Source organism: Mesorhizobium sp. BR115XR7A (genome assembly GCF_020165315.1).
Classification (GTDB): Bacteria; Pseudomonadota; Alphaproteobacteria; order Rhizobiales; family Rhizobiaceae; genus Mesorhizobium; species Mesorhizobium australicum.
In genome coordinates this window covers 488,065-507,202 of sequence record NZ_JAIUHW010000001.1, presented here as the reverse complement: position 1 = coordinate 507,202, position 19,138 = coordinate 488,065, and the positions used below count along the sequence as shown (strand labels likewise).

Below are 19,138 nucleotides of genomic sequence, written 5' to 3'. Positions count from 1 at the left end.
GTCCGAAAGGGACAATGATGAACAATCCCCGTCACAACATACGCGAAGTGCGCGCCCCGCGCGGCGACAAGCTCAATGCCAGGTATTGGACCACCGAAGCGCCGCTGCGCATGCTGATGAACAACCTGGACCCGGACGTTGCCGAAAACCCCAACGAACTGGTCGTCTACGGCGGCATCGGCCGGGCGGCGCGGACCTGGAACGATTTCGACCAGATCGTTGCTTCGCTGAAGATGCTTGGCGAGGACGAGACGCTGCTGGTGCAGTCGGGCAAGCCGGTCGGCGTGTTTCGCACCCACCCGGACGCGCCACGCGTGCTCATCGCCAACTCCAATCTGGTGCCGCACTGGGCGACCTGGGAGAAATTCAACGAGCTCGATAAAAAGGGCCTGATGATGTACGGCCAGATGACGGCCGGCTCCTGGATCTACATCGGCACGCAAGGCATCGTGCAGGGCACCTACGAGACCTTCGTCGAGGCCGGCCGCCAGCATTATGGCGGCAATCTCAGGGGAAAATGGATATTGACCGGCGGCCTCGGCGGCATGGGCGGCGCGCAGCCGTTGGCCGCCGTCATGGCCGGCGCCTGCTGCCTGGCGATCGAATGCAATCCCGACTCGATCGATTTCCGCCTGCGCACCCGCTATGTCGACGAGAGAGCCGAGACGCTCGACGAAGCCATGGAAATGATCGAGCGCTGGACCAAGGCCGGCGAGGCGAAGTCCGTCGGCCTGCTCGGCAACGCCGCCGAGATCGTACCCGAAATGTTCCGTCGCGGCATCCGCCCCGACATGGTCACCGATCAGACCTCTGCCCACGACCCCATCAACGGCTATCTGCCGAAGGGCTGGACGATGGCCGAGTGGCGCGAAAAGCGTGTCAGCGACCCCAGGGCGGTCGAGAAGGCGGCTCGCGCCTCCATGCGCGAACATGTCGAGGCGATGGTGGCGTTCTGGAACGCCGGCGTGCCGACGCTCGACTATGGCAACAATATTCGCCAGGTCGCCAAGGATGAAGGGTTTGAAAACGCCTTTGCCTTCCCCGGTTTCGTGCCGGCCTATATCCGTCCGCTCTTTTGCCGCGGCATCGGCCCGTTCCGCTGGGCGGCACTCTCCGGCGATCCGGAGGACATCTACAAGACCGATGCCAAGGTCCGCGAGCTCACTCCCGGCAACACCCATCTGCACAATTGGCTGGACATGGCCCGCGAGCGGATTTCTTTTCAGGGGTTGCCGGCGCGCATCTGCTGGGTTGGCCTCGGCGACCGGCACCGGCTGGGTCTCGCCTTCAACGAGATGGTGGCCAAGGGCGAACTGAAGGCGCCCGTCGTCATCGGCCGCGATCACCTCGATTCCGGTTCGGTCGCCTCGCCGAACCGCGAGACGGAAGCGATGAAGGACGGTTCGGACGCCGTGTCCGATTGGCCGCTGCTCAACGCGTTGCTCAACACAGCTTCGGGCGCCACCTGGGTGTCGCTGCACCATGGCGGCGGGGTCGGGATGGGTTTCTCGCAGCATGCCGGCATGGTTATCGTTGCCGACGGCACGCCGGATGCTGCAAGGCGCCTGGAACGGGTGTTGTGGAACGACCCGGCGACCGGCGTCATGCGCCACGCCGATGCCGGCTATGACATTGCGATCGAATGCGCCAAGGAGCACCAGCTCAACCTGCCTGGCATTTTGGGCTAAGCCATGCGCGTTCTTCGTGCCGCCGACTACCGCGTCATGCCGTGGAAGAACGGCGGCGGTACGACGACCGAGATCGCCGTCTCGCCCGCTGGCGCTGGGCTCGACGATTTCGACTGGCGCGTCTCGATGGCCCGGGTCGAGACGAGCGGGCCGTTCTCCAGCTTTGCCGGCATCGACCGCACCCTGTCGGTTCTGGAAGGCGAGGGGATCGTGCTTAATGTCGCCGGCCGTCCGCCCGAGCGGATGACTGCGGCTTCCCAGCCTTTTTCCTTTCCAGCCGACCAGCCGACGAGTGCCGCGCTGATCGCCGGCCCGATTACCGATCTCAACGTCATGACCCGCCGCGGCCGCATGTTGCATCAAGTCGAACGCCTGCCGGTTTCGGCGCCTGTGGAAATCTCGACCGAGGCCTGTTCCACCCTCATCCTTTGCCACAGAGGTCATGCCATTTTCGCCGGCGCCACGCCTGTCCGCCTCGAGCCGCTCGACACCCTGCTGCTCGGGCCGGATGTGCCTATCTTGCGGGTTGAGCCCGCCCCGGATGCGACCCTTTTCGTGGTCCGCATAATCAGGGCCGCCTGACGGGTTTGCCGCCAACGGTTACCGCCTGTTTCCAAACATGATCGTGATGCCGGCGAAATATAGCGTACACTGACGATGGCATCACGAAAAAGCCCGAATCCTCTCCGTCGATCGGTCCCGACGGGAGCGAGGGGCGCTCGTCTTTGAGTTGGTCGAAAGATGACGCTCCGTCGTGGTGCGGAAACAAACTTTCGGCATAGGGGTTGATGCAGCCGATTGCATTTGAACCGGTTTTAGGGCCATTGCCGTGGCGGTGACGCCGCTGAGTGCCCGCTTACGGAATTTTCAATGAATATTCAGACGAACCCAGCCCAGATCGAGAAGACAAGCGCGAGCTTCCCGGCCATCACGGAAGAGCCGATACGATCGGTATTCCTGCCGGAGGAACGGCTCCGGCTGCTCGGCGAGAGCCTGGCCAAGGGCGATCTGACGGATCTGTTCGGCTTGATCCCGTTCGACTTCCAGGCCCGCATCCGTGACAGCGCCAAGAAGATCCTCGAAGTCTACCGGTCGACCAATGCCGCGCAGGGGAGGGGCGAAACCATCACGCCGGCCGCGCAGTGGCTGCTCGACAACAACTATCTGATCGAGGAAACCATTTTCCAGGTCAAACGCGACCTACCGCGCCGCTTCTACCGGCAATTGCCAACGCTGAAACTGCCCGACGGCGGCACCGTGCCGCGCGCATTGGCTCTGGCCTGGACCTATGTCGCGCATTCCGACAGTTCCGTCTCGGCGACCATGTTCAAGTCCATCGTCCAGGGTTTTCAGTCGGTCGAGCCGCTGAAAATCGGCGAACTCTGGGCACTGCCGTCCCTTTTGCGCTTCGTGCTCATCGAAAACCTCCGCCGCCTGGCGGTCAGGGTCAACCGCACCCGCCAGATGCGCCAGATCGCCAACGACGTGGCCGACAAGGTGCTGGCGACCGACGACAATCCGGACCGGCAGGCGATCCTTGCCAATTTCAGCGCGCATGCACAGGACACCACCTTCGCCACTCAGCTGCTCTATCGCCTGCGTGACGGATCGCAGAATGCCGGCAAGGCGCTGGAGTGGCTGGAAGGCGAACTCGAAAAGACCGGCTCGGATGCCGAGGAAATCATCATTTCCGAGCACCAGACGCTGTCCAGCGGCAATGTGACCACCGGCAACATCGTTCGCGGCCTGCGCCTCATCAACGACGTCGACTGGACGGTGTGGTTCGAGGGCGTCAGTCGCATCGATACCGTGCTGCGCGAGCGCACGGATTTCGCCGCGCTCGACTTCTTCTCGCGCGATCAATACCGCACCGCGATCGAGGAACTGGCACGCCGCTCGAACCTGTCGGAGTACCGTGTCGCCGAAAAAGCCATCGAACTGGCCGGCCATGCTGTCAGCGAAACCGTCCCGGAGAGCGGTAAGGGGGTTGATGCCCAGGCTGCATCCGTTCACACCGATGTCGGTTTCTATCTCGTTGGCCCGCGTCGGCTGGAACTCGAAAAGACGATCGGTTATCGGCCCACGATCAGCCAGATCGTCAAGCGGACCTTCGCCAAAACCGGATGGCTTGGCATCGTCCTGCCCGTCTTCGCCCTGACCGTCCTGCTGCTCGTCCTGTCGGGCAACGCCCTTTCCAATCTCGGCCTGTCGGTTCCGTCCATCGTGCTGATGCTGGCCCTGTTTGCCGTGCCGGCCAGCGAAGGCGCGCTCGCTTTCTTCAACACCGTGGTCTCGCTCTTCCTCAAGCCGACACGCCTGATCGGCTATGACTACCGGCACGGCGTGCCGCCAGAGGCGCGCACCCTGGTGGTCGTGCCGTCCCTGATCGGCTCGCGTGACGATGTCGAGGAAAACATCCGCAACATCGAAGTGCATTACCTTGCCAATCTGGCGGACGAGATCCATTTCGCGCTGCTTTCGGATTGGCCCGACAGCAAGATCGAGATCGATGCGGCCGATACCGAGATCTTAGACTTCGCCCGTGCCGAAATCGCCCGCCTCAATGCGCGCTATCCCTCCGAAGGCGCGCCGCGCTTCTACATCCTGCACCGCCGCCGGCTCTACAATGCTGCACAAGGGTCCTGGATGGGTTGGGAGCGCAAGCGCGGCAAACTGCACGAACTCGATCTGTTGCTGCGCGGCGACAGCGATACCACCTTCCTGCCGCTCGAAGTGCCGCTGCCGGAAAAAGTCGTCCATGTGATGACGCTCGACGCCGATACCCGCACCACCCGCGATGCGGTATCGAGCCTTGTCGGCAAGCTTTGCCATCCGCTCAACCGCCCGCATTTCGACGCCGCCAGGCGCGTCGTCACCGCCGGCTACACCATCCTGCAGCCGCGCATCACCGCTTCGCTCACCAGCGGCGACGAAGCCTCGTTCTTCCAGCGCGTGTTCTCGGCCAATCGCGGCCTCGATCCCTACGTCTTCGCTGTTTCAGACCTCTATCAGGACGTCTTCAGCGACGGGTCCTTCACCGGCAAGGGTCTCTATCATGTCGATGCCTTCGAGGCCGCTTTGCAGGGCCGCATCGAGGAAAACACCATTCTCAGCCACGATCTGCTCGAAGGCGCGCTGGCGCGCGCCGCGCTGGTCACCGACGTCGAACTGGTCGAGGATTACCCGACCCGCTACTCGGTCGATGCCTCGCGCCACCATCGCTGGGCGCGCGGCGACTGGCAGCTTTTGGGGTACATCTTCAACCCGCGCTCCGGCGTTCCGGCCCTGTCGCGCTGGAAGATGGTCGACAATCTGCGCCGCTCGCTGACGCCGATCTTCTGGGTGATGGCGGCGATCGCCGGCTGGACCTTGCTGCCCTTCACGCAGGCCGCGCAGTGGCAGGCCTTGCTGATCCTGAGCCTGTTCATGGCGCCGACCTTCGACGTCGTCAACGCCATCCTGCCCAAGAGCGGCGACCAGACGCCGCGCGGCCATTTCTCGGCGCTGGCGCGCGACGTTGCCTTCGGCACCGCCATGGTGGCGCTGAAGATCGTGCTGATGGCACATAACGCCTGGATGATGGGCGATGCCATCGTGCGCACGCTCTACCGGCTGTTCGTCAGCCGGCAGAACCTCCTGGAATGGCGCACCGCCTCGCAGGCGCACAAGGCCGGCGACAACGATGTCGGCTCCTACTACGGAATGATGTACGGCGCCGTGATCATCGGCTTTGTCGGCCTCGCCATTCCGGTGCTGGCCGATTCCACCGGTGCCTTCGTCGCCTTTTTCTTTGCCTTGTTCTGGATCGGCTCGCCGGCGATCGCCAGCTGGATCAGCCGCTCCGCTGAAACCGAGGATCGGCTGCGCATATCGCAAGCCGACATCCACACGCTGCGCACCGTGGCGCGCCGTACCTGGCATTATTTCGAGAGCTTCGTGACGGCAGAGCATCACAATCTGCCGCCGGACAATTTCCAGGAGAGCCCCGCGCCAGTCGTGGCGCCGCGCACCTCGCCGACCAATATCGGCGTCTACTTGCTCTCGGTCGTCTCGGCACGCGATTTCGGCTGGATCAGCCTGTCCGATGCCATCACCCGCATCGACGCCACCATGACCACCATCGAGAGCATGCCGCGCCATCGTGGCCATCTCTTCAACTGGTACGATACCACGACGCTGAAGCCGCTCTATCCGCTCTACATTTCGGCTGTCGACAGCGGTAATCTCGCCGGCCACCTGGTGGCGGTGGCGGCTGCCTGCGCCGAATGGGCGGAGGCCCCGTCCGTCCACCTGCAGGGCGATTTCGAGGGCATCCTCGATACGGTGACCATCCTGAGCGAAAGCCTCGATGAACTGCCCGACGACCGCCGTCAGTTGCGCCCGTTGCGCCAACGCCTTGTCGATCGCCTCGACGGCATGCGGCGCGCGGTGGAGACGATCAAGGCACAGCCGGAAATGGCCTCCATCCGCACCATCAACCTGGCGGTCCTGGCCGGCGAAATCCGCAAGCTCGCCACCGCCATTCACACCGAAGCCGCATCGCCGCAGAGCGACGTCATCGTAGACTGGACGGCAAGGCTCGAAACCACCTGCGAGGCGCACGTCCACGACGCCCACAGTGACGAGAACGCCGTCGAGGCTCTGCGTGCCAAGCTGCTCACCTTGCGCGAGCGCACCCGTCGTTTCGCCTTCGAGATGGAGTTCGCCTTCCTGATGCGGCCGGAGCGCAAGCTTTTGTCGATCGGCTACCGGGTCGAGGAACATCAGCTCGACGAAAGCTGCTACGACCTTCTCGCCTCCGAGGCGCGGTTGACCAGCCTGTTCGCCATCGCCAAGGGCGATCTGCCGACCGAACATTGGTTCAGGCTTGGCCGCCCGATCGTCGAGATCGGCTTCCAGGGTGCGCTGATGTCGTGGTCCGGCTCGATGTTCGAATATCTGATGCCGCCGCTGGTGATGAAGGAGCCGCAAGGCTCGATCCTCAACCAGACGAGCAAGCTGATCATCAAGCGCCAGATGCAGTATGGCCGCCAGAAGAATGTGCCGTGGGGCATTTCGGAAGCGGCCTACAACGCCCGCGACCGGGAACTGACCTATCAGTACACCAATTTCGGCGTGCCGGGGCTTGGGCTGAAGCGTGGCCTTGGCCAGAACACGGTGATTGCGCCTTACGCGACCATCATGGCGGCGCAGTTCAACCCGCGCGAGGCGGTGCAGAATCTGACCCGGCTGCGCGAGATCGGCGCGCTTGGCCGTCATGGCTATTACGATGCGGTCGACTTCACGCCGCAGCGCGTACCGGAAGGCACCAACCACGCGGTCGTGCTGAACTACTATGCCCACCATTCGGGCATGTCGATCGCCGCCGTCGCCGACGCCATCTTCGAAGGTCGCCTGCGCGATCGCTTCCACAGCGATCCGGTCATTGAATCGGCCGAACTGCTGCTGCAGGAGAGGGCGCCACGCGACATTCCGACCGCGACCGTCCGCACCGAGGCCGACGAGCGCTCCAAGGACGAGACCGAGACCGAGAGCCCTGACACCCGCATCGTGCTCGATCCCGCGCGGGCGTTGCGTTCGACCAATGTGATGTCGAATGGCCGCTATTCGGTGATGGTGACCGCGACCGGCTCCGGCTACAGCCGCTGGGGCGATCTTTCCGTCACCCGCTGGCAGCCCGATCCGGTCGAGGATCGGCTTGGCTCCTACATCTTCCTGCGCGATGCCGCCACTGGCGACTGGTGGTCCGCGACTTCGGAACCCAGGCGCGCGGCCGAGGAAAAGACGCAGGCCCTGTTTTCCGATGACAAGGCGAGCTTCGTGAAGCTGGTCGGCACGCTGCGCTCCGAAGTGGAGTGCATCGTCATCTCCGAGGGCAATGGCGAAGGCCGTCGCATCACGCTCTACAATGAGAGCACATCCGACCGTCACATCGAGGTGACGTCCTTTGCAGAACTGGTCCTGGGTTCGGAAGCTTCCGACAACGCGCATCCGGCCTTCTCGAAAATGTTCGTGGAAACGGAAATCGCCGCCAACAACGGCGCGATCTTCGCCACGCGCCGCAAGCGTGAAACCAGCGAACCGGATGTGACGCTGGTGCATTTCGTCACCGATCCGTCGGGACCGGCGCGCGATGCCGAGGCCGAGACCGACAGGCGCGCCTTCATCGGCCGTGGCCGCACCATCGTCGATGCCGCCGCCTTCGATCCAGGCGCCAGGCTTGGCGGCCATTCCGGCTTCACGCTCGATCCCATCGCCTCGCTGCGTCGTCAGGTGCGCGTGCCCGCCAACAAGAAAGTATCGCTGACCTTCTGGACCGTCGTCGGGGCAAACCGTGCCGAGCTGGAGGAGGCGATAAGCCGGCTCGACCATCAGGAGAGCTTTGCCCGGCAGGCGATGCTTGCCTGGACGCGTAGCCAGGTGCAGACCCGCCATATGGGCCTCAGTCTGACCGACGCGGCCAATGTGCAGAAACTGGCGCGCTATCTGATCTATCCCGACCCGTTCCTGCGGTTGCCGGCCGAGTCCATCGCTTCCGGGTTGGGCAAGCAGTCGAGCCTGTGGCCGACCAGTATTTCGGGCGATTACCCGATCTTCCTGGTCAGGATCGGTGACGTTGCCGATCTCGAGATCGTAGCCCAGGCGTTGCGCTTCCAGGAATACATGCGCACCCGCGGCATGATGATCGACTTCGTCGTCGTCAACGAGCAGGCTTCGTCCTATGTCCAGGATCTGCAGCGCGCGGTCGAGACGCTGTGCGAAAACAGCCGCTTGCGCGGCAAGGAACTCGGACCCCGCCAGCACATTTTCGCGGTGCGCCGCGACCTGATGGAGGAAACCACCTACAAGACGCTGCTCGCCGTCGCCCGGGTTGTGCTGCATACACGTAACGGCACCATCTTCGACCAGATCGAACGGGCCGAGGCGGCCGCGCTGCAGGCGCGCGATGGCCTGCAGCCGGCAGGATTGCCGGGTTCGCGCGAAATCGCGGCGCTCGCACCGCAGATGCATGCATTCGCCTCGCAGGCTGTGGCCGACGTCAGCGCCGATGGCTCCGGCCTAAGCCTGTGGAATGGTTTCGGCGGCTTCGACGGCGACGGGCGGCACTATGTGGTGCGCCTGGCTGGCCGGCGCACGACGCCGCAACCCTGGATCAACGTCGTCTCCAACGCGTCGTTCGGCTTCCACACCTCGGCCGAGGGAGCGGCCTTCACCTGGAGCCGCAACAGCCGCGATTACCAGCTGACGCCATGGTCGAACGATCCGGTGTCCAACCGGCCGGGCGAGGGCGTCTATATTTACGACCAGGCCAGCGGCAAGGCGTTCTCTCCGCTCGCAGCGGTGGTGCGCGATCCCTCGATGACCTACGAGGCCTGGCATGGCCAGGGCTTCTCGACCTTCCGCTCGAAGCGCGGACCGTTGTCGATGGACCTGACCCATGTCGTCGATCCCATCGATCCGGTGAAGATCACGCGGCTGCGCATCCAGAATTCCGGCCCGGTACCGGCTCGGCTGCGCGTCTATGCTTACGCCGAATGGGTGCTTGGCGGGCATCGGTCGCGCACCGCGGCAACCATAGTGCCGTCCCGCGACGGAGCCACCGGCGCGTTGCTGGCGCAAAATCCCTACGGGCTCGATTTCAGCGAGCGGGTGGCCTTCCTCGCCGCCGACACCGGCGTCCACTCGGTGACGTCAGACCGGGCCGAATTCCTCGGCCGGCACGGGTCCAGCGAGCTGCCACAGGCGGTGCTGAGCGGTTCGGCCCTGTCGGGTCGCGTCGAGGCCGGAGATGATCCTTGCGCGGCGATCGCTCGCGACGTCGAGATTCCGGCCGGCGCCGACGTCACACTTATCTGGCTGCTCGGCGATGCCGATTCCGCGGCGCAGGCGAGCGCGTTGGTGCAGACGCACCGGGGCAAGGACTTCGACCAGCGCCTGGCCGACAATGAGCGCGAATGGCGCGCCTTCCTCGACACCATCCAGGTCGAGACGCCGGACAAGGCACTCGATGCCATGGTCAATCACTGGCTGCCCTATCAGAGCCTTGCCTGCCGCATCCGCGCCCGCTCGGCCTTCTACCAGGCAAGCGGCGCCTTCGGCTTCCGCGACCAGTTGCAGGACACGCTCGCCTTGCTGGCGCACGACCCGACGCTGGCGCGCGACCAGATCCTCAACGCCGCGCGGCGGCAGTTCCCGGAGGGCGACGTGCAGCATTGGTGGCTGCCGCGGACCGGCGCCGGCGTGCGTACCCTGATCTCCGACGACGTGGTGTGGCTCGCCCACGCCACGTCCCGCTATCTCATGGTGACCGGCGACGCCGCCATCCTGAAGGAGCAACTGCCTTTCCTCGATGGACAGGCGCTGGGTGAAGGCGAGCACGACGCCTTCTTCACCCCGGAAATCTCGAAGAAGACAGTGTCGCTCTACGACCACTGCGCGCGTGCGCTCGACCTTGCCATCAAGCGCAGCAGTCCAGCCGGCCTGCCGCTGATCCTTGGCGGCGACTGGAACGACGGCATGAACCGTGTCGGCGAACACGGCAAGGGCGAGAGCGTGTGGCTGGGTTGGTTCCTGTTGAAGACGCTGGGCGACTTCGCCGCGGTCGCCAAGACCGAGGGCGACACCAAGCGCGCACAGGCCTGGGCAAAGCATGCCGACGCGCTGAAGCGGGCACTCGAAAGCACGGCATGGGACGGCGAATGGTACCGGCGCGGCAGTTTCGATGACGGTACGCCTTTGGGCTCGCGTACATCGCAGGAGTGCAAGATCGACTCCATCGCCCAGTCCTGGAGCGTGCTGTCGGGCGAGGGCGACCCGGCGCGGTCGACCACGGCCATGGAGCAGGCGACGAAGCTGCTCGTCGACGACCGTCTCAAGATCGTCAAACTGTTCACGCCACCCTTCTCGAAGACACAGAAGGACCCCGGCTACATCAAGAGCTATCCACCTGGCGTGCGCGAGAATGGCGGCCAGTATACCCACGCGGCGACGTGGTTCGTCATTGCGCTGGCCGAGATGGGGCAGACCGATGAAGCTTATCGCTGCTTCTCGATGCTGAATCCGGTCAACCACGCGTTCGACGAGGCCTCGGCCGAGCACTACCGCGTCGAGCCCTACGTGGTGGCGGCCGATATCTACGCCGGCGATGACAAGGGAGGTCGCGGCGGCTGGACCTGGTACACCGGCTCGGCGGGCTGGCTTTATCGGGCGGCGGTCGAAGGCATCCTGGGCATCGAACGGCGCGGCAAGCAGATCACATTCCGGCCGAAGCTGCCCAGCCACTGGGATGGCTACCAGGCTTCACTCAAGATGCTGGGCGCCGAGATCAAGGTCCAGGTCATTCGCGACAAAAAGGCCAAGACGATCTCGCTCGAAGTCAATGGTTCGAAGACAAAATCGACGTCCTTCGCACCCAAAGCTGGTGACCAGACCGAGGTCGTGGTCAAGATACCGGCATGAAATCAACCATTTAGTGATTAGATCGCGCGTCCTCCGGGACGCGCGATGCCGTGCATTGTTTACTTGCGCGCGGGGTGCCGACGACGTTGGCCAGCCGCGCGGACCAAGTCATGCCGGCCTGCCGTGATTAAAAATGTGGCACAGCTCGACCACTGCCATGATTTTGCCGCAAGGCTGACATTTCACCTTTTATCTCAAACTGTTAGGTGATCACGCCAGATTTCGTATCGTCGTCATCTTTTGTTCGCTAAATGGGAACGGAAGAGATAGACGGGCATTGTTTTGCGACGCATCAACCGTTACGTGTCAGGAAATGGTGCGGTGCACAATATTGGTATTGGGCACAATAGAACGTTGGCGGAGTAGCTGAAGTGTCACTTCTGCAGATCTATTGGAGAGCGCTGGGGTATCTGGCTGCCGACAAGAAGCGCGTCGCGCTGATCTGTTCGGCCAACGTCGCTCTTGCAGCCATCGCGATACTTGAGCCGATCATGTTCGGCCGGGTCATCGACGCGATTTCCGCGCACGGTTCGGTTTTCTCCACGCTCGCCGTGTGGGCCGGCCTCGGCGCCTTCAATGTCATGGCTTTCGTCCTGGTGGCGCGCGGCGCCGACCGGTTCGCGCACGCCCGGCGCAGCGAAGTGCTCTGTCAGTCGTTCGAGCGCGTCATCACCATGCCGCTCGCCTGGCATCATCAGCGTGGCACCTCGAATGCCCTCCACACGCTGCTGCGCGCCGTCGAGACTCTGTTCAGCCTCTGGCTTGAATTCATGCGCCAGCACTTGTCGACCGCTGTCGCGCTCGTTCTGCTGGTTCCGACGGCGCTCAGCATGGATGTGCGCATGTCGATGGTTCTGCTCGTGCTCGGCGTGCTCTATGTCGGCATCGGCCGCCTGGTGATGAAGCGCACCAAGGAAGGCCAAGCTGCGGTCGAGCGCCACTATCACAAGGTATTCGCGCATGTGACGGACTCGGTGAGCAACGTCGCCGTGCTGCAGAGCTACAACCGTCTCGGCTACGAGGCCGAGGCGCTGCGTGGCTACGTCAAGAACCTGCTCGACGCGCAGAACCCGGTGCTCGACTGGTGGGCTATCGCCAATGCGCTCAATCGGCTGTCGTCGACGATCTCGATGATGGTGGTGCTTCTGATCGGCGCTTACCTGGTCACTCATGGCCAGCTGCGCATCGGTGACGTCATCGCCTTCACCGGCTTCGCCACGCTGCTGATCTCACGGCTCGATCAGATGTCGGCTTTCGCGAACCAGATTTCGGAAGCTCGCGCCAAGCTCGAGGATTTCTACAAGCTCGAGGACTCGGCCGCCGATACCGCCGAGCCGGATGGTCTGCGCGACCTTGCCAACGTCACCGGCCATGTCCGTTTCGAGGATGTCAGCTTCGAGTTCGCCAATTCGGGGCAGGGCGTCAGCGACGTGTCCTTCGAGGTGCAGGCCGGCCAGACCGTCGCCATCGTCGGACCGACCGGTGCGGGCAAGACCACGCTCATCAACTTGCTGCAGCGCGTCTTCTCGCCGTCCAGTGGCCGTATCCTGATCGACGGCATCGATACCCGCACGGTGACCCGCAAGTCGCTGCGCCATTCGATCGCCACCGTGTTCCAGGACGCCGGGCTTTTGAACCGCTCGATCGAGGACAACATCCGCGTCGGCCGCGCCGATGCGACCAACGACGAGATCCATGCCGCCGCCACCGCGGCCGCGGCGCAGGATTTCATCCTAGCCAAGAGCAATGGCTACGACACGGTGGTCGGCGAACGTGGCGGCCAGCTCTCGGGCGGCGAGCGCCAGCGCATCGCCATTGCCCGTGCCGTGCTGAAGGATGCCCCGATCCTGGTGCTCGACGAGGCGACCAGCGCACTCGACGTCGAGACCGAGGACCGCGTCAAGGAAGCGATTGACGAATTGCGCCGCGACCGCACCACTTTCATCATCGCCCACCGCCTGACCACCGTCCGCGACGCCGATCTGGTCGTGTTCATGGACAAGGGCAGGGTGGTCGAGATGGGTGGCTTTGCCGAACTGTCGCTGCGCAACGGCCGCTTCGCCAGCCTGCTGCGCGCCGGCGGCCTGCTCAACGACGAGGAAGTCCGCCGCCTCAGCCGGTCGGTGCAGGGCGAGGCCGCCTGAGCCATTAACGGTTCCGCAGAGCTGCGACACCGCCGCTCGATTGCCTCAAACGCATCGGCGGTCTATGTAAAGTGGCATGAGTGACATCACCTCACGCCTGAGCGGCTTGACCGATCTCGCCAATCCAACGCGGTTCGTCGGGCTTGCGGACAAGCTTGTGCCGTGGCTGGCGGCGCTCGCCGCGCTCACCCTCGCGATTGGCCTCTATATGAGCTTCACCGCGCCCGAGGATTTCCAGCAGGGTATCACCGTTCGCATCATGTACATCCACGTGCCTTTCGCCTGGCTCGCCATGATGTGCTACACGCTGATGGCGGTCTCCGCGCTTGGCACGCTGGTCTGGCGCCATCCGCTGGCCGATGTCGCGCTGAAATCGGCCGCACCCATTGGAGCGGTGTTCACCGCGCTGGCGCTGATCACCGGTTCGATCTGGGGCAAGCCGATGTGGGGCACCTGGTGGGTCTGGGACGCCCGCCTGACTTCCGTCTTCGTGCTGTTCCTGATGTATCTCGGCATCATTGCGCTGACCCGTGCGCTGGATGATGCCAGCCGCGCCGCCTGGGCCGCCGCTATCATCACGCTGGTTGGCTTCATCAATATCCCGATCATCAAATTCTCGGTCGACTGGTGGAACACGCTGCACCAGCCTGCCTCGGTGTTCCGGCTCGGCGGCCCTACCATCGACCCGAGCCTGCTCTGGCCTCTGCTGGTGATGGCTTTCGGCTTTACCGTGCTGTTCTTCGCGCTGCACCTGATGGCAATGCGCACCGAAATCCGCCGCCGCCGGGTGATAGCCATGCGGCGGGTGGCAGCGCGGCAGGCGGAGCGTCCGGTCTAGCTAGAATCTCATGTCATCAGCCCGCGTGCCGCCACCGGCAGCGTTTCGAGAACCTTCTCACCGTCTATCAGATTGACCTCGTTGAACAGGTTGGTGACGACGCAGCAGTGGTCTGGCACGACGCGCACGCGTTCGCCAATGCGCAGCCTGCCGTCGGCGGAAAGCGTGACCGTGCCGTGCTCCTCGCTCAGGCCCGTCACCAGTGCTCCGGGGACGCCCATCAACTCTCCAAAATCCTTTAGCCCTAGCGTATCGCTGGACAGGGCCTTGCTGCCGCTATCGAGAATGGCGCGCGTCGCTGTCGGATGGCTGACCACGGTCGCAAGCACCGTCAGCGCGCAATCGTCGAGGCTGCCGACACCTTTGGCGACTTGGTAGCGGTCGAGATAGATGTAGGTGCCGGGCCGGTATTCGGTGACGACGGAGGTATCGGCGGAACGCCACATGTCGGGCGTGCCGCCGCTGGAAATGCGCTCACAGGCGAGCCCTGAAGCCGCCAACGCCTGTTTGGCGTCGGCAAGCCAGGCTTCGGCCTCCACTGCCCGGCCGGCGGCCGGATAGGTCATCAGCCCGCCAAGGGCAAGGCCGCCCGCCTTGTCGATCATCTTCGCCAGCGCTACCGCTTCATTGGCTGTCTGCACGCCGCAGCGACCCATGCCGGTATCGCATTCGACCAGCACGGGCAGAGGATGGCCGGCATCGGTGAAAGCTGCCGCGAGCCCTTCCAGCGTGTCCATGCTGTCGGCCGTCACCGACAGGGTCACGCGGCCATGCAGCGCCTTCAGCCGCTCGAGCTTGGCGCGTCCCAGGATGTTGTAGGGAAGAAAGATATCGGTCAGCCCGGCGTCGGCCATTACCTCGGCCTCGCCGATCTTCTGGCACGTGATGCCGACTGCACCTGCCGCCATTTGCTTCTTCGCCCAATAAGGCAGCTTGTGCGTCTTGATGTGCGGCCTGAGCTTCAGTCCGTTCTTGTCGGCATGAGCCTGTGCACGAGCAATGTTGGCTTCGGCGCGCGCGACGTCGATCAGGATCGAAGGCGTATCGAGGTCATGGATGGTCGGCATCGGCTATCCCTGTGCAATTCGCAAGGGTTATGAGCCTCAAAGCACGCGATGTCACGCGGCCAGCGGGCCGCGATCTGTTGGCCATGGGTGGCACGCGCAAGGCTCCAACAGGCAGGGCTCGATCAGGCAAGGTGGATCGACACCGCACCGGCGTTCGGCTATGCGATTGTCGGAAAAATCGACACGAGGGTCATCATCATGAAACGCTCCGCCATCAACGACATCATCCGCGAAGCCGACGCTTTCATCCGCTCGTTCGGCTATATCATGCCGCCCTTCGCCTACTGGTCGCCGGAAGAGATGAAGGCGCGCCAGGTCGATTCTTCGGCCATCTTCACCTCGCGGCTCGGCTGGGACATCACCGACTATGGCCAGGGCAAGTTCGACGATCTCGGCCTGTTCCTGTTCACCGTTCGCAACGGCCGCTACGAGGACATGAAGAAGGGCATGGGCATGCTCTATGCCGAGAAGATCATGATTTCGCGCAAGGAGCAGATGTCGCCGATGCACCGCCACAACATCAAGGCCGAAGACATCATCAACCGCGGCGGCGGCAAGCTGGTGCTTGAACTGTTCATGCATGACCGCGACGGCGGCATCGACCCCAAGGCCGAGGTTTCGGTGCCGGTCGACGGAACCATCCACAGGCTGCCGGCCGGCGGACTGCTGAAGCTCGATCCGGGCCAAAGCGTCACGCTCTTGCCCGGCGTCTGGCACGCCTTCTGGGCCGAGGGCAAGGATGTCCTGATCGGCGAGGTGTCGACCGTCAATGACGATCGCACGGACAACGTCTTCCGCGAGCCGATCGGCCGTTTCGCCGATATCGAGGAAGACACACCGCCGTTGCATCTATTGGTGGCCGACTATGACAAATGGCTGGGCTGACGGCATCCGTCCTCAACCCGCTTTGACCCCGATTTGCGGGGCCAGCACCCAAGCCCGAGGAGAAATAAGTCTTGAAATCAGCTCTGGTTCTAGCCATTGCCGCCTTGGCGGCGCTCAGTTTCGGTATGCCGGTCCAAGCGGCGGGCTTCACCAATATCGTCCTTTCCGCGACGAAGGACGGGGGAACGCCTCAGAGCAACTTCCCTGTCGAGACACCGGTGATCTACGTCTCGGCTGACCTTGTGGATATCGCGCCAACCTCGAAAATCACATTCTCCTGGGTTTCGGTTGATTCCCACGGCGCCGCGCCGGAAAACTATACGATCGACAAGGTCGACCTCGACGTAGGAGCCAACAATCAGGCTGATTCACAACTCACCAAACCAACGGCGGGATGGCCGGAGGGCACCTATCGGGTTGATTTGGCCATTGATGGAACGGTTGCTGAATCAGTGCCCTTCAGCATTCCATGATTGAACTGCCCGGGAAGGGCGCGATGGGCATCAATGACAACAGCTGAGTGCCGATTGCACGCCCGTCCGGCACAGGCACGATGAGCTGATCGGCACATCGGCCTTGGCCAGCGCCGTGGCGAGTTTAGCCTGCAGTACAGGCAGCTCTTGGCTCTCGCCGCGCCGCCCCAAACATTCCACCAGCCCGTGCAGCGCCCAGACATTGTCCGGGTGCTGGGCGCAGCGCTGCACATTGCCGCTCAGGCCGAGATCGTCGCGATAGACCTGCTCGGCCTCTTGCGCGTGGCCCTGGTCGAGAAGCAGCGCCGCCAGCGCATGGCGCGGCGGGTGCATCCATGCCCAGGGCTCGGTGTAGGACAGATTGTCGTCCAGCTCGACCGCTTGCCTGAGATGGCCATAGGCCTGCTCGTGCCGGCCCTGATGGTAGGCAAGCTCGCCGTCGAGCAAGGCGGCACCGACGGCGAGCGAGGCGCGGGCCGGGTTGCTGAGAAAACGCCGCTCGGCTGGAATGCCTTCGAGATGCTGGTGGAAGCGTTCACGCTCGCGCTCGGCGTCGGTGAATTGCCTCAGCGTCGCATGCGCCACGCCCTTGGCGTAATGCTGCATGGCCGCCGTCAGCACATAGAGGCCGGGCTCTTCGGTTGCCGGCTCGTCGATGATTTCCCGCCAGCGACCGAAGCGCACCAGCACGTGCGATTTCATCGCATGATAACCTTCCACGGTCCGGGTGAGTTTGGGCCGATCCTGGATGGCGACCACGTCACGCGTCACCAGGCTGCGCACCTTGTCGGCGGCCCACAGCGCCGGCTGGTACTGGCCCGACAACATGCAGGTGAACATCATCAGGTGCAGATCGTGGCAGCAGCCGAGCAGATAATAGGTCGGCTCATTGGCGTAGGCGATATAAAGGTCGTTGGCCCGAACCGCCTTTTCGCTGGCGAGCTTCGCCTTCTCATACTCGCCGCACAGCACATAGATATGCCCCGGCATGTGGTTCATGTGCCCGGCATCGGGGCACATCTCGCCGAGCAGATCGGCCGAGCGCATGCCGCGCTCCGGCTGGGTCGACATTTCCAGCAGATGGATGTGCAGGTGGACGATCGCCGGATGCTGGGCGGTGCCGGCCTCGTCTGCGAGCAGGATTGACCGCTCGCAAACCTCCAGCGCTTCGACGACGTCGGAATTCGGCGCCGGTTCACCGGTCTTGAGATTCCACAGGCGCCGCACCGTGCGCATCATCAGCGCCTCGACGAGAAGCGCCATCACATCGTGATCGTCGGGAAAGTTTTCATGGACCCGCCGCATTGCGGCGGCATAGGCGTCGTCCCATTGCTCGAATTCCTGTGGCATCACCCGGTGCGGTTTCTGGAAACGGCAGGCCAATGCCCCGATCAATTGTCTTTCGACCTCGCTGGCTGCAACCGCACTGGCGCGCGCGAGCTGGACATGCTCGAAGCAACGCTTCGTCGCGCTGTTTGCCTCGGCCTCGCCATGCTCCTTCCAGGTCAGATTGTAGAAGGGTCCGGCTGCATAGGCGATTCCCCAATGAACCATCGGGCAGTCCGGATCGGTCTCCAGTGCCTTCTCAAAGCACTTGATGCCTTCCTCATGGTTGAAGCCGTAGCACCAGTTAAGACCGATATCGAACCAGCGCTGGGTCTCGGTGGAGCGGGTGGAGATCGGGCGGCGGTAGGCGCCGAGATTGAAGCGATCCATGGGGTCTCATTCAAGTCTGGTTCGCCACGAGCCAAGCCCTGGCCAGATTCTTCGCGATCAATGTGTTCCGAAATTCGGAGCCGTGGCAAACACCATGGCTTTGGGGTGAATGTGAAGAGCGGCAGCGCGCCGTTCTAGTCGGTTGCCTCGGGCGCCGCTTCGTCTTGCCAGCCGCCTAACTCCGGCAGGTCGTCAAGCCAACTTTTCTCGGTCATTACGGCATCGCCGGCCCGCGGGGCGGCCTCGGTGGCGTTTTGAATCAGCCAGTCCACCCACTTCCGATAGGCAACCGGGTCCATCCGGGGCGGCAGCACCTTGGCCTTGAGCAGCATCCTCTTGCGGAAGCTGGTTTGCCTGCGCAGTTTGGTCGTCGTGAACTTGATAGCCTTGCCTTGGTATTCAACCGTCCAGCGGTCGCCCCCATAACCGACAAGCCTTTCTACGGCGAAACCGGCATCGACCGGTCTCTCCCGCCAGGGAAGCTCGATGGCGTTCCTCCTCAGATCGAGAACCCATCGCCTGTAGTTGGCCCCGGGACACTGGGGCGGCAGCACGCCGGCCTGTTCGAGCATCTTCCGTCGGAAGGTAGGCTGCTTCTTGAGCTGGCCGGTCGTCAGCTCGATGCGATGTCCACGGAATTCGACATGCCAGCGGATCCTCCCATTGCCGACATACTTCACCAGCCTGTCGATAAAGAACTCGCCATCGGCAAGCATCACGCAGCCTTGGCTGATGCTTTCGACGATGAACTCGGTGTCAGTGACCATCAGGCGGCCTTGCAGGATTTGTTCGCGAAGCGTGGCGACAGCGATGTGCCGGATTTATGCATCAGAAAAGTGTTCCGGTTCCGATTTTCGCTAAGTGACCA

10 protein-coding genes are annotated in these 19,138 nt (G+C 63.4%); 7 read left to right on the top strand and 3 right to left on the bottom strand.

Going from position 1 to position 19,138, the window contains the following annotated elements:
* Positions 1–14 precede the first annotated feature (14 nt).
* From hutU to LB557_RS02705, 5 genes are all read left to right on the top strand, one after another.
* Positions 15–1,688 carry a urocanate hydratase gene (hutU, locus tag LB557_RS02725; protein ID WP_224622089.1) on the top strand — a complete coding sequence of 558 codons (1,674 nt, stop codon included), beginning with the start codon at positions 15–17 and terminating at the stop codon, positions 1,686–1,688.
* Positions 1,689–1,691: 3 nt separating this feature from the next.
* On the top strand, positions 1,692–2,270 hold the full coding sequence (locus LB557_RS02720) for a HutD family protein (protein ID WP_140661910.1): 579 nt from the start codon (positions 1,692–1,694) through the stop codon (positions 2,268–2,270).
* A gap of 288 nt (positions 2,271–2,558) precedes the next feature.
* Complete coding sequence (locus tag LB557_RS02715) at positions 2,559–11,147, top strand: GH36-type glycosyl hydrolase domain-containing protein (protein WP_224641520.1); 8,589 nt, start codon at positions 2,559–2,561, stop codon at positions 11,145–11,147.
* A 371-nt stretch (positions 11,148–11,518) separates the two neighbouring features.
* Positions 11,519–13,291 carry a glucan ABC transporter ATP-binding protein/ permease gene (locus LB557_RS02710; RefSeq protein ID WP_015318303.1) on the top strand — a complete coding sequence of 591 codons (1,773 nt, stop codon included), beginning with the start codon at positions 11,519–11,521 and terminating at the stop codon, positions 13,289–13,291.
* A gap of 76 nt (positions 13,292–13,367) precedes the next feature.
* Positions 13,368–14,129, top strand: coding sequence for a heme ABC transporter permease (locus LB557_RS02705; RefSeq protein WP_140717704.1), 762 nt, complete (start codon positions 13,368–13,370; stop codon positions 14,127–14,129).
* Between the two features lie 8 nt (positions 14,130–14,137).
* Here the strand turns inward: LB557_RS02705 and LB557_RS02700 are convergent, their stop codons facing one another.
* On the bottom strand, positions 14,138–15,196 hold the full coding sequence (locus LB557_RS02700) for a D-TA family PLP-dependent enzyme (protein WP_224529927.1): 1,059 nt from the start codon (positions 15,194–15,196) through the stop codon (positions 14,138–14,140).
* 198 nt (positions 15,197–15,394) lie between these two features.
* Between LB557_RS02700 and LB557_RS02695 the strand changes: the two genes are divergently transcribed.
* Entirely contained in the window at positions 15,395–16,081 is a 687-nt protein-coding gene (locus LB557_RS02695; protein ID WP_015318300.1) for a D-lyxose/D-mannose family sugar isomerase, read from the top strand.
* Between the two features lie 71 nt (positions 16,082–16,152).
* Entirely contained in the window at positions 16,153–16,554 is a 402-nt protein-coding gene (locus tag LB557_RS02690) for a hypothetical protein (RefSeq protein ID WP_140617099.1), read from the top strand.
* Positions 16,555–16,584: 30 nt separating this feature from the next.
* Here the strand turns inward: LB557_RS02690 and LB557_RS02685 are convergent, their stop codons facing one another.
* Complete coding sequence (locus LB557_RS02685) at positions 16,585–18,270, bottom strand: hypothetical protein (protein ID WP_224641523.1); 1,686 nt, start codon at positions 18,268–18,270, stop codon at positions 16,585–16,587.
* A 134-nt stretch (positions 18,271–18,404) separates the two neighbouring features.
* A complete protein-coding gene (locus tag LB557_RS02680) occupies positions 18,405–19,037 on the bottom strand; it encodes a hypothetical protein (RefSeq protein ID WP_224641525.1) in 633 nt (210 codons plus the stop codon).
* Positions 19,038–19,138: the final 101 nt, after the last annotated feature.